The organism is Allobaculum sp. Allo2, assembly GCF_022701175.1.
GTDB classification, from domain to species: Bacteria; Bacillota_I; Bacilli_A; order Erysipelotrichales; family Erysipelotrichaceae; genus Allobaculum; species Allobaculum fili.
The window spans coordinates 718390-730124 of record NZ_CP078088.1 but is presented as its reverse complement, the minus strand read 5'-3'; the positions used below and the strand labels follow the sequence as shown (position 1 = coordinate 730124).

9 protein-coding genes, 2 rRNA genes and 1 pseudogene are annotated in these 11735 nt (G+C 50.2%); 3 read left to right on the top strand and 9 right to left on the bottom strand.

Features of this window, described 5'->3' with window-relative positions; translation table 11 throughout:
- Window positions 1-127: 127 nt before the first annotated feature.
- Complete coding sequence (locus tag KWG61_RS04305; RefSeq protein ID WP_242745047.1) at window positions 128-331, bottom strand: hypothetical protein; 204 nt, start codon at window positions 329-331, stop codon at window positions 128-130.
- A gap of 5 nt (window positions 332-336) precedes the next feature.
- A complete protein-coding gene (locus KWG61_RS17100) occupies window positions 337-1941 on the bottom strand; it encodes a transglutaminase domain-containing protein (protein ID WP_353887484.1) in 1605 nt (534 codons plus the stop codon).
- A 297-nt stretch (window positions 1942-2238) separates the two neighbouring features.
- Between KWG61_RS17100 and KWG61_RS04290 the strand changes: the two genes are divergently transcribed.
- Together KWG61_RS04290 and KWG61_RS04285 are read left to right on the top strand one after the other, a co-directional pair.
- Window positions 2239-2484, top strand: a complete 246-nt coding sequence (locus tag KWG61_RS04290; RefSeq protein WP_242745046.1) for a helix-turn-helix transcriptional regulator — start codon at window positions 2239-2241, stop codon at window positions 2482-2484.
- Entirely contained in the window at window positions 2385-2705 is a 321-nt protein-coding gene (locus KWG61_RS04285; protein WP_242745045.1) for a hypothetical protein, read from the top strand. Before KWG61_RS04290 ends, KWG61_RS04285 begins: the two co-directional genes overlap by 100 nt.
- A 314-nt stretch (window positions 2706-3019) precedes the next feature.
- On the opposite strand, the gene KWG61_RS04280 is transcribed toward KWG61_RS04285, so the two are convergent.
- Together KWG61_RS04280 and KWG61_RS04275 are read right to left on the bottom strand one after the other, a co-directional pair.
- A 23S ribosomal RNA gene (locus KWG61_RS04280) occupies window positions 3020-5886 on the bottom strand.
- A 310-nt stretch (window positions 5887-6196) separates the two neighbouring features.
- A 16S ribosomal RNA gene (locus KWG61_RS04275) occupies window positions 6197-7722 on the bottom strand.
- The 16S and 23S rRNA genes sit together here, the layout of an rRNA operon.
- Window positions 7723-8495: 773 nt before the next feature.
- Between KWG61_RS04275 and KWG61_RS04265 the strand changes: the two are divergent.
- Window positions 8496-9247: pseudogene (locus KWG61_RS04265) on the top strand (copper homeostasis protein CutC).
- 113 nt (window positions 9248-9360) lie between these two features.
- Here the strand turns inward: KWG61_RS04265 and KWG61_RS04260 are convergent.
- The 5 genes from KWG61_RS04260 to KWG61_RS04245 form a co-directional block, all read right to left on the bottom strand.
- A complete protein-coding gene (locus KWG61_RS04260) occupies window positions 9361-9552 on the bottom strand; it encodes a hypothetical protein (RefSeq protein WP_230267777.1) in 192 nt (63 codons plus the stop codon).
- 558 nt (window positions 9553-10110) lie between these two features.
- Window positions 10111-10425 (bottom strand): PTS sugar transporter subunit IIB, encoded by a 315-nt coding sequence (locus KWG61_RS04255; RefSeq protein ID WP_230267776.1) that lies wholly within the window; start codon window positions 10423-10425, stop codon window positions 10111-10113.
- Window positions 10426-10518: 93 nt separating this feature from the next.
- Complete coding sequence (locus KWG61_RS15960; RefSeq protein WP_256460782.1) at window positions 10519-10701, bottom strand: PTS lactose/cellobiose transporter subunit IIA; 183 nt, start codon at window positions 10699-10701, stop codon at window positions 10519-10521.
- A complete protein-coding gene (locus KWG61_RS15955; RefSeq protein ID WP_256460781.1) occupies window positions 10698-10889 on the bottom strand; it encodes a PTS lactose/cellobiose transporter subunit IIA in 192 nt (63 codons plus the stop codon). The genes KWG61_RS15960 and KWG61_RS15955 overlap by 4 nt, the downstream gene beginning before the upstream one ends.
- A 2-nt stretch (window positions 10890-10891) precedes the next feature.
- The gene (locus tag KWG61_RS04245) at window positions 10892-11689 is read right to left on the bottom strand and encodes an alpha/beta hydrolase (protein ID WP_230267774.1); all 798 of its coding nucleotides are present in this window, start codon (window positions 11687-11689) and stop codon (window positions 10892-10894) included.
- Between the last annotated feature and the right edge of the window lie 46 nt (window positions 11690-11735).

The following is an 11735-nucleotide window of genomic DNA, read 5'->3' as shown; positions in this document are numbered from 1 at the left end:
GCCTTCTGCCTTTTGGCGAGCTGTTTAATTTGTTCAGAATTATATTAATCATTCTTTTGCACTTCGCGCAGTTTGACCACCCCACTGGAATAAAAAACAAACCGCTCGCCGTTTTAAGCGTTTTCACTCACCAAGCATTTCGATACGGTATCCAGACGGATTGTTCAAACCTCTTCCCGGCTTTGGAAAACCGCCTTCCTTTAAAGACCGGAACAGAAAAGGCCAACGGGCAAAAAAGCGAAGCCGCCCAGATTTTCTCAATCCAGACGATTTCGCCTGCAGAACTAAATATTTTTTCAAAACGGATCTTCTGTCTGTGAAGATCCTTCACTCGGCTTATTCCTGAACGAAGCCTTCTTTGTACTGATATTTCGGACGTTCGGCGTTCTGCATCCAGCAGAGATTGCCATCGCCTTTCAGTGCACGTTCGAGCATCGGGTCAAAGATGTATTCGTTTCCGTCCAGCTTGATTTTTACCCAGCTGTGATCGGACCAGCCGCTCTGCGTGCGGAGTTCGCCGCTGATGACCTGTACATCGTAGCCGAGGTTTTTGGCCAGCGTGCCGAAAGTCGCCGCAAAGACGGCTGCACTTCCGGAACGATCCGTAAAGCCAAGCGTAGCCAGATGCTGGAGAGCCGTCATATCGGACGGCACATCCTTTTCCTTATCGGAAGGAATGTAGCGAATGGTGTTCCATGTCCAGTCGTAAATATCGCGCAGTTCACGTCCTGCATCGCGGTATACCGCCAGGCACTCAAGCATGAGGCTTTCGTCTGGGGTCAAGGTCAGCTTCGTACCGTCCTGGTCGTACTTGATGCCGTTGACGGTTACGCCCTTGAGCATGCGTCCTTCTTCATCAAATGTCACATAGCGCGGGTTTTCGCCGTTTTCATCCATGAGGTAATCGCCGACGGTTGCCTTTCCGGTATCGATATCAAAGAGATACGTATCGCCGCCGTATTCTTTCAGACCGTAGGACTGAAAGCCGTTTTCGTCATAGAGGTAAACGCTGTCCTCGGTTTTATACAGACCGATTACGGATTTTCCGTCGTTTTTCGGATCGAGGATCATTACCTGTCCGCCGACTTTCTGCTCGCCTTCCAGCTGTTCCATCGTCTTGTTGTCATAGACTTTGAACGTGTGGTCGGACTGTTCCACAACGGAAACCGGAGAAATAGCATACCAGCCGATATTTTCATCGTTCCAGCCCAGTTTCTGCGTCAGCATCCGGTGTTCCCGGGCATCCGTGGAATAGTTATGGTTATTCATGAACTGATTCGGGTTGTACTGACGATAAACCGGAAGAGTGTTCGGCGCGTCTTCTTCATCGGCAGAAAACCAGCCGATGCCTTCATCATTCCATCCTGCCGAAACGAGGAAATCGCGTTCGTTGGCATCCATGGTGTAATGGTGGTCCCCGTTAGGGTTGTACAGACGATAGACTTCCTTACCGCCGCTGAGCGGAGCAAGCCAGCCGATGCCTTCATCGTTCCAGCCCGCCTGGACAAGGTAGCTGAATTCGTCTTCATCAGACGTATAAAAGTGTTCGCCGCTGTTCGGGTTGTAGAGGCGGTGCATTTCCACATATTCATGATCTTCCAGGAATTTTGCGGCGCGTACCTGTTCCTGTCGGATCGCCTGCTGTTCCGTTTCATCCTTGCTGGTCAGTTTCGCCAGGTCATCCTGATACAGCTTGACTTCATAAACGGTTTTCGGATCTTTGTACCAGTCGTAAACCGTCGCATCGACTTCGTTTCCGGGTTTGTCTTCGGAATCGGTATCGGAAGAGGAATCATCTCCCTCATCCGGTGTTTCCACACTGTCCGTCGGAAGGTCTGTAAGGGAATCGGTCTGTTCCTGAGCAAACATGGATACCGTGCTCACAGGCATCATGCAGCTGGCACAGAGAACGAGAGAAAGCATACGTTTCCAGTTCTTCATATCATGGTTCCTTTCTGCACTTTCGTTTGAACAAACGAAATATGAACTTCCATATTATAACTTATGAGCGCACGCGATCCTACGAACAGCCAGCCAAATCCGTGAACCGCGACGGCGTTCTTCAAAAACAGGGGCTTTCCTTTTGGGCGCTTCCGGGCAGCAAGAATGTTCTGGCTGTCCGGAAGAAACCGCAAATAAACCAGCTCGTTACGTTTTCGGACGCAACAGCTCTCTCTGGACGGTGGAGAGGATCCCGGCATCTTCTATACTTTGTTCAGACAAAACAGGAGGAAAGACATGACGTTAGGCAGCAGTTTATTTCAGGCCAGAAAGAAGCAGGGCCTTTCTCAGGAAGACGTTGCGGAAAAACTGGGCGTCAGCCGCCAGACCGTATCCAAATGGGAAACGGACGAAACCGTTCCGGATCTTCGCCAGGCCAAAAGATGGCCGCTCTCTATCATCTCAGTCTTGACGAACTCATCCAGTTCGATCTGGACAAAGAAGAAATCGAGCAGGCGATCGAACGCTCCAGCGATTCACTAACAGATAAAATCGACTGGACGAGCGTCTGGGCGAAAAAGTATCCCATTCTGGCCGAGTACTCGAATCAGGTCCACATATCGTGGTATGCCCATGAGATCAAGCGTCTGCTGGACGCACTCAAAATCGATTACGGATTTTGCGAACAGGACGCCATGCTGGTGCTGAAGGACATTCTCTATCAGGTGTGGAAGGCGCACAAACAATCCAGGCGCCGATCGTAAGCCGGATTTTTGCTTCTTCATCAAAGACCGCTTCAAACGTAGAAAAATCCCCGAACGATACCGGATTTCTCCTTTATCTTTCGGGGATTTCGTTTTGTCTGGCAGCTTCCTATCTTTGCCTTGCGGCTATTGTCGGCGTTCTGCAGCTTAACTGGCCAGGTTCGATATGTTTCTGGGTGTATCCTGCAGGCTATCGCCACCATACTTAGATTTTTGAATGGATCTTCCAAAAACAAACATCAGTCTTCTAACATAACGATCTAACGCGATCGTTGGTTCAGCAGTGGCTTCTTGCGTATAGCTTTCTCGAATCTTAGATTAAGCTTTCGACCGATTAGTACTGGCCAACTCCACGAATCGCTTCGCTTCCATCTCCAGCCTATCGCCTTGTCGTCTTCAAGGGGTCTTATATACCGCAGATCTTATCTTGGGCTCGGCTTCGCGCTTAGATGCTTTCAGCGCTTATCCGATCCCTGCTTGGCTGCCCGGCTATGCTACTGGCGTAACAACCGGTGCACCATTGGCAGGTCCATCCCGGTCCTCTCGTACTAAGGACAGCTTCCCTCAGATCTCCTGCGCCCACAACAGATAGGGACCGAACTGTCTCACGACGTTCTGAACCCAGCTCGCGTACCGCTTTAATGGGCGGACAGCCCAACCCTTGGAACCGAATCCAGCTCCAGGATGCGATGAGCCGACATCGAGGTGCCAAACCCCGCCGTCGATGTGAACTCTTGGGCGGGATCAGCCTGTTATCCCCAGGGTAGCTTTTATCCGTTGAGCGACGGCCCTTCCATTCGGCACCGCCGGATCACTAATCCCGACTTTCGTCCCTGCTCGGCTTGTCGGCCTCGCAGTCAGGCGCGCTTATGCATTTACACTCTATATCTGGTTTCCATCCAGACTGAACGCACCTTTGGGCGCCTCCGTTACTCTTTGGGAGGCGACCGCCCCAGTCAAACTGCCCGCCTGGCACTGTCTATGAGTTTCTCTCTATGTTAGGGCTTCAAATCATCAGGGCGGTATCCCAACGTCGGCTCCAAGAATACTGGCGTACTCTTTTCTTCGCCTCCCGCCTATCCTGTACATGATCATCCAAAACCCAATACCAGGCTGCAGTAAAGCTCCATGGGGTCTTTCCGTCTAGTTGCGGGTAACCTGCATTTTCACAGGTACTAAGATTTCACCGAGTCTGCTGCCGAGACAGCGCCCAAATCGTTTCACCTTTCGTGCGGGTCAGAACTTACCTGACAAGGAATTTCGCTACCTTAGGACCGTTATAGTTACGGCCGCCGTTCACTGGGGCTTCGGACCACTGCTTCCTCCTTGCGGACTCACAGATCCCCTTAACCTTCCAGCACCGGGCAGGTGTCACCCCATATACTTCGCCTTACGGCTTTGCATAGAGCTGTGTTTTAGTTAAACAGTCGCTTGGGCCTTTTCACTGCGGCTCTCTCGAGCGCCCCTTCTTGCGAACGTACGGGGCCATTTTGCCGAGTTCCTTGGCAACAGTTCTCTCGCTCACCTTACAATTCTCTTGCCGCCCACCTGTGTCGGTTTTGGTACGGGCCAAGATAAAGTATCGCTAGAAGCTTTTCTTGAAAGCCGCTCCATGTGCTTCGCTACTTTCCAAGGATTTCGCTTACCTCTAACGCTCTGTACCTCCGGTCCGGATTTGCCTGGACCGGTACTGCCGCGCTTCGCCCTCAATCCATTAAGAGGGTCACACTTCCCGTCTTTGTCACTCCATCGCCTTTATCTCAGGTGCAGGAATCTTCGCCTGCTTTCCATCTGCTTCGCCTGTCGGCTGCGCATTAGGTCCCGACTGACCCGGGCGGACGAACCTTCCCCGGAATCCTTGGGCTTTCGGTGTGCAGGATTCTCACCTGCATCTCGCTACTCACACCGGCATTCTCACTTCCATGTCCTCCACATCCCCTTACGGTAATGCTTCAATGAACATGCAACGCTCCCCTACCACTAAATACTCTAGTACTTAATCCGCGCTTTCGGCAGACAGCTTAGCCCCGGTACATTTTCGGCGCAGGGCCACTCGACTAGTGAGCTGTTACGCACTCTTTCAAGGATGGCTGCTTCTGAGCCAACCTCCTAGTTGTCCGTGCGTCCCCACATCCTTTTCCACTGAGCTGTCATTTTGGGGCCTTAAACGGCGGTCTGGGCTGTTTCCTCTTGAGCACGGACCTTATCACCCGCACTCTGACTGCCAACGACTTCCCGCTGCGGCATTCGTAAGTTTGATTCCATTCAGTACCCCGGATGGGGCCATCATGAATTCAGCGCTCTACCTCCGCAGCCATAACATTGACGCTAGCCCTAAAGCTATTTCGGGGAGAACCAGCTATCTCCGGGTTCGATTGGAATTTCTCCGCCAGCCACAGGTCATCCGCCAGCTTTTCAACGATGGTCGGTTCGGTCCTCCACAAAGTTTCACCTCTGCTTCAACCTGCCCATGGCTAGATCACCCGGTTTCGGGTCTGCTCCTGACTACTTGCCGCCCTCTTAAGACTCGCTTTCGCTTCGGCTTCGCGTTTTCCCGCTTAACCTTGCATTCAAAAGCAACTCGCCGGTTCATTCTACAAAGGCACGCCATCACCCTTGGTCGGGCTCTGACTTCTTGCAGGCATACGGTTTCAGGTTCTCTTTCACTCCGCTTGCGCGGTTCTTTTCACCTTTCCCTCACGGTACTCTTCTCTATCGCTCACTCTTACTTATTTAGCCTTGGCGGATGGTCCCGCCTGCTTCCAACAGGATTTCACGTGTCCCGTTGTACTCAGGATTCCGCTCCTTACTCGACTCGCTTGCCGGTACAGGGATTTCACCTTCTCTGTCCGCGCTTTCCATCGCGTTCCCGTTCGCTCGTCTTTCATTTCCAGCGGTCCTACAACCCCATATCGCTATGGTTTGGGCTCTTTCCCTTTCGCTCGCCGCTACTCGGAAAATCACTTTTGTTTTCTTTTCCTCCGGCTACTTAGATGTTTCAGTTCACCGGGTTTCTCTCCATTTGCATGGATGGCTGGCTATAAAACCAGCCGGGTTCCCCATTCGGATATCCGTGTGTCGTCGCTTCCCTGACAGCTCGGCACGGCTTTTCGCAGCCTGGCGCGTCCTTCATCATTCAAGAGTGGCAAGGCATCCTCCGTACGCCCTTCCTTGCTTGATCTAGTTCTCTAACTTTGGTTCTAGTTATGCTTGTTTCGAGATTTTTCTATTTCGTAAGAACTGTTCCACTAACTGTTTCCAACTTTCGGTTAAATCTTTATTACTCTTCAACTTTTCGTTAGACCTTCTGTTATGTCTTCTTACTGATGCTCGTTTTTCAAAGATCCATTCTTTGAACAAAAGGAAAGATAACTATTTATCCTTCTTTCTGTCCTGGAAGATCGCTCTTCCAAAACCTCACAGACAAATCCTCACTCATTACTCTTTGCCATCGGCTTTCACCAATGGACTTCCTTGTACTTTCTCCTTAGAAAGGAGGTGATCCATCCCCACGTTCCCGTAGGGATACCTTGTTACGACTTAACCCCAGTCGTCGGCCCCGCCTTAGACGACTCACTCCCTTTAAGGGTTATGCCGTCGGCTTCGGGCGTTGCCGGCTTCCATGGTTTGACGGGCGGTGTGTACAAGGCCCGGGAACGTATTCACCGCGGCATGCTGATCCGCGATTACTAGCGATTCCAACTTCATGAAGTCGGGTTGCAGACTTCAATCCGAACTGGGACGTCTTTTATGGGGTTCGCTTCCCTTCACAGGTTCGCTTCCCTTTGTAGACGCCATTGTAGTACGTGTGTAGCCCAGGCCATAAGGGGCATGATGATTTGACGTCATCCCCGCCTTCCTCCGGTTTGTCACCGGCAGTCTGATATGAGTTCTCAACTCAATGGTAGCAACATATCACGAGGGTTGCGCTCGTTGCCAGACTTAACTGAACATCTCACGACACGAGCTGACGACAACCATGCACCACCTGTATGGACGGTAACCTCCAACTTATCTCTAAGTCTTCGCGTCCTATGTCAAGGCCTGGTAAGGTTCTTCGCGTTGCTTCGAATTAAACCACATACTCCACCGCTTGTGCGGGCCCCCGTCAATTCCTTTGAGTTTCACACTTGCGTGCATACTCCCCAGGCGGAGGAGTCACTGCGTTAGCTTCGGCACCGGGGTCCTCCCTCCGACACCTGCTCCTCATCGTTTAGGGCGTGGACTACTAGGGTATCTAATCCTATTTGCTCCCCACGCTTTCGTGCCTGAGCGTCAGCAACAGTCCAGGCGGTCGCCTTCGCAACTGGTGTTCTTCCATATATCTACGCATTTTACCGCTACACATGGAGTTCCACCGCCCTCTCCTGTCCTCTAGCGTGCCAGTTTCCAAAGCCTGTACCGGTTAAGCCCGTACCTTTCACTTCAGACTTGACGCGCAGCCTGCGCACCCTTTACGCCCAATCATTCCGGATAACGCTTGCCACCTACGTATTACCGCGGCTGCTGGCACGTAGTTAGCCGTGACTTTCTGGCGGGGTACCATCAAAAGAAAAGCATTTCCTCTTCCCTTCCTTTTTCCCCGCAACAGAGTTTTACGATCCGAAGACCTTCTTCGCTCACGCGGCATTGCTCGTTCAGGCTTGCGCCCATTGACGAAAATTCCCTACTGCTGCCTCCCGCAGGAGTCTGGGCCGTGTCTCAGTCCCAGTGTGGCCGATCGCCCTCTCAGGCCGGCTATGCATCATCGTCTTGGTGAGCTGTTACCTCGCCAACTAACTAATGCACCGCAGATCCATCCGTCCCCCAGGCAAACGCCTGTTTCAAAAGAAGAAGATGCCTTCTTCTTTCCTATGGGGTTTTAGACTTCGTTTCCAAAGCGTATCCCCGGGTATGGGCAGGTTATCTACGTGTTACTCACCCGTTCGCCACTGATATCCGAAGATATCCGTTCGACTTGCATGTATTAGGCATGCCGCCAGCGTTCATCCTGAGCCAGGATCAAACTCTCCATTTGATATTGACTCAAACGCTTATGCGTTTATGTTTCGTGAATAAATGATTGTTCGAGTACTTATTGTGATTTTAAGAATCGACGTTGTGTATTTCGAATTTCTTGATCTGTCTGTAAAGTTTTCAAAGAGCCATCTGTTTGTGAGAAACTCAATGTCTCTCACAAGGCTTGTTTATCATATCATCGTCAGAAATCTCTGTCAACAACTATTTGTGAATTTCTTTAATGATTTCACTTAAGTTGCTTTCTTCGATATCTAAAGGTGATTTGACGCGTCGTGGAAGTGATTCCCTTAACGCTCACTTAGAATACCACGGCCTTTTCGTCTCCGCAAGCCTTGTTTGTGAATTTTTAAAATACTTTCACATCTAGGGATTACGAGAGGTTTAACTGTGTCCTTCCAGCGGCTGTCTGCTTTCAAACATCTTTGTTAAGATACTCCATCTTTACGGAGTCTGTCAAATTAAAGCACTCGCGGCGAGCCTTCAGAAAATTGAAATAGTAAATTCCAGTCCTGGGGAAATACGGAAATTGAAACGGTAAATTCCAGTTCGGATCTTACCTTTCCCAAAGGCCCCGTCTTCTTTCCAGCCCCTGCTCTAACCCCCGCTGTTAAAATGGAGGGAGATTGCAGAACGTTCCTGCGACGGACGCTCAAAATGCAGAATTTCCATTCTGCGGTTTTGAGCCGTGCCCGCAGCGAGAACGTTCGATTCCCATACATTCGATTTTCATACATATAAGAAGAGAAAGAAGAAAAGGAAACCGAAACTTTTATGAAAACGACATTTGAAGTGTGTGCCGGCTCCCTCGCGGACTGCCTGGCTGCGCAAAATGGCGGAGCGGATCGAATTGAGCTGAACAGCGCGCTTGCTCTTGGCGGTCTGTCTCCTTCCTGCGCGTGCTCAAGGAAGCCAAAGCGCAGTGTTCCATTCCCATCATCTGCATGGTTCGGCCCCGTGAAGCGGGATTTCATTACAGCCCCGAAGAATTTTCGCTCATGCTTCTGGAAGCCAGAGACTTTCTGGACTCTGGAGCCGACGGAATTGCCTTTGGCTTTTTGCGGGCGGATGGAACGATCGATCCGGACCAGACCCTGCAGATGGTTACGCTGATCCACACGTATCCAGACAAAGAGGCGGTCTTTCATCGGGCGATCGATGTCGTTCCGGACTACAGCCAGGCCATTCAGACACTGATCGATCTGAACGTGGATCGCATTTTGACCAGCGGTACACAGTCATCTGCACCAAAAGGCGCTCTGGTATTCAAGGAAATCCAGCAGCGCTATGGTGATCAGATTCAGATCCTGGCCGGTGCTGGGCTCAATCCAGAAAACGTTGGAGACTTCCTTCGTCAAAGCGGAGTACACCAGGTCCATTCTTCCGCAAAATCCTGGAAAAGAGACCCGACGACTCAGAGAGGCGAAGTCAGCTATTCCGCCTATCCAGGCGAACATGCGATGGATTATCCATGCGCCAGTGTGGAGGTCATCCGCGTCTTTCGCCAAGCCTGCGATACGATCTGATCTTTTCGAATGCACTGAATTCACTCTGTCTTTTCAAAGCAAAAGGGATGCAGCGGCATCCCTTTTTAAGCGCCTGATCAAACAGGGCTGTATTTATTCTTTGAAGTTCTGGACTAGAGGGTTGTAGATTCGAGCTCGCTCTCAGTCTCGTTCTGAAGATCTTCATCCTGACGCCAGAGCATTTCCAGAAGCTGTCCGAACCGTCTATCCTGATCAGCCGGAGTCTTCTGGATCTTATCCTCATCGACAAGTACTTTTACGTCACCAAGTTCTTTCATCTGTAAATTCTCGACTTCTTTAGACATGTGTGCTTCCTCCTTACTCATTGGACTGTCCAGTCGATTGGAGCAGTGAACGGATATATTGAAAACTATCTAAATCGTACTTTTTATTTTCAAGGATTTTCAATGGACTTTCTAAAGTTTTCTTTAACAGATTTCAATCATTTTTATTATGAATAGATTGCTTTATCTATATTTTGGGTCCTCTGCCTCAGTCGAGTTTTCCAAGGTCCATTTTGGATTTTCCCAATTTATGAAAATTCTCTCAAATCTAACGCTCTTATTTTTACATTTTTTCAGTAAATTTACGGGGTGTTTTCTTGCAATCGTCCTCTTTTATGATGTTTCGCATGTTTTGGATAATTTATTGCACAGAAAACGTTTTTGACGACTGTTTCCTTTCGTTCGTTATCTTTTCTTTTCTGGCTTCTTAGCAATTCGGCAAAATTTCGCTTGGGATCCGATTCGTTTCTTCCTCCCGTTCACGAAAAAGAGGTGCGACAGCACCCTTCTGGTTTCGTGAATTCATTTCATTATTCGTGTTTGCGCAGACAGATCGGCTGTCGACGCGGATGGGTTTCATCAGGCCTTGCGGGCCTTTTTCTCTTTGGCGACGGTTTCTGCCAGCGCGAGAATTTCCTTGGCGTTAGCCAGCGCATAGTCCCGGGAAGAAATGACGCCTACAGGTACGCCCAGACGTTTTTCCACTTCCTCTTTGTAGTAGCCGATCTGCGGACCAAGCAGAACCGCGTCCGCATGACGGGAAACCGGATAATAATCTCCCAGACCGCGGGAAGTCAGTTCATACGGCAGTTTCCGGCTCGAAATGTACTCCTCTACTTTTTTGACGATCCAGCTTGAGGTAAGTCCGCCGGAACAAATTAGATCAATTCTCATTTCCTCTCCTTTTTCCCTTTACAGGTTTGCGGATCTGGCTTTGGACAGACTGCTTGGTGACGTGCAGTCCGCCTGATTTTGAAGCAGAGGGATTCAATGCCGATCTTCAAGTTCGTTCAGACGTTTTTCGAGTCTGGACGTACGCTCTTCCAGTCGGGTCTGCGTTTTAATCAGGCTGATCATCTGTTCCGCAAGTTCAAGAACGACCGAAGCCGAGCTCAGATGGTCCTGGGAATGCACCAGCAGGACGTTGACCTGCCGTGTTTTTCCGTTCATTTCCTCAAAAGGACATCCGTCTGCGCCCGATGGGCTTTGTCATACGCCTTGCGGCTTTTCGCCAGACATTCTTCGCATCGGGTGTAGTCCCCTTTTCTGGCTGCTGAAACGGCTTCGAGAGCCAGAGAGCGGGATTCCGATGCATCCGCAATCATTCCAAAAGATATCATATCAAGATCGGTATTCATGTTCATACTCCTGTCAGTGAATTGACTGCGATGGATGTATTTTCCGGTTCATCCCAGAGGAAATGGAAAACCGCTTCATTCTGAGCACCCCATGAGGCTTCATCATGCCGTCCGTCCTCCGCGATCACGACTTTTCCCAGTCCGCCGCGATCGATCAGAGAATTCCGGTATTCATCCAGCAGCATCTGTGCTTCCATTCTCTGCCTCGGCGAAAGCTCCTGGGAACCAAACGACCAGTAAATCCGGGTATCTGGATCGAGAACGGTCTGTTCGTATTCTCTGGAAATCTCCTCTTCACATACCGCAAAGGACGGGGAAAGGCATGCAGCTTTTGAAAACACTTCATTATGGTGGATCACCGCATAAAAAGCCATCAGGCCGCCCATGGAGCTGCCTGCGATCGCGGTTGCTTCTCTTTGCGGCCAGGTTCGATAGGTGGAATCAATTTCAGGTTTCAGTTTCTGAATAATCCATTCCATCAGCACGGCACCCTTTCCTGCCGTTTCCCCGTAAAACGTCTGGGCAAGCGCATACGGCGTGTATTCGTGAAGCCGGTTCTGTCCCCGGATATCGCATTCAATGCCCACAACAATGACTTTGCGCTGCGCGGCATCGAGATAGTCCTTCAGTTTCCAGGACGTTCCAAACGTTGCCTGTTCATCGTAGAAGAGATTCTGACCGTCAAACATATAGAGGACGGGATAGCGTTCCTCGCTCTGGTAATAGTCATCTGGAAGGTAGACATCCACAAAGCCAAGCCGGTTGAGCGGAGTGATTCGGACAGGTACTTTACTGATCATAAAAGAGTTCCTTTCTTCGAAAGATCTGTTCTTTCTCATTGTACCG

What these genes read in the sequence shown, in the direction of transcription:
- KWG61_RS04290 (WP_242745046.1), top strand. Translation starts at nt 2,239, where the DNA reads ATGACGTTAGGCAGCAGTTTATTTCAGGCCAGAAAGAAGCAGGGCCTT.
- KWG61_RS04245 (WP_230267774.1), bottom strand. Translation starts at nt 11,689, where the DNA reads ATGATCAGTAAAGTACCTGTCCGAATCACTCCGCTCAACCGGCTTGGC.
- KWG61_RS15955 (WP_256460781.1), bottom strand. Translation starts at nt 10,889, where the DNA reads ATGAATACCGATCTTGATATGATATCTTTTGGAATGATTGCGGATGCA.
- KWG61_RS15960 (WP_256460782.1), bottom strand. Translation starts at nt 10,701, where the DNA reads ATGAACGGAAAAACACGGCAGGTCAACGTCCTGCTGGTGCATTCCCAG.
- KWG61_RS17100 (WP_353887484.1), bottom strand. Translation starts at nt 1,941, where the DNA reads ATGAAGAACTGGAAACGTATGCTTTCTCTCGTTCTCTGTGCCAGCTGC.
- KWG61_RS04255 (WP_230267776.1), bottom strand. Translation starts at nt 10,425, where the DNA reads ATGAGAATTGATCTAATTTGTTCCGGCGGACTTACCTCAAGCTGGATC.
- KWG61_RS04285 (WP_242745045.1), top strand. Translation starts at nt 2,385, where the DNA reads ATGGCCGCTCTCTATCATCTCAGTCTTGACGAACTCATCCAGTTCGAT.
- KWG61_RS04260 (WP_230267777.1), bottom strand. Translation starts at nt 9,552, where the DNA reads ATGTCTAAAGAAGTCGAGAATTTACAGATGAAAGAACTTGGTGACGTA.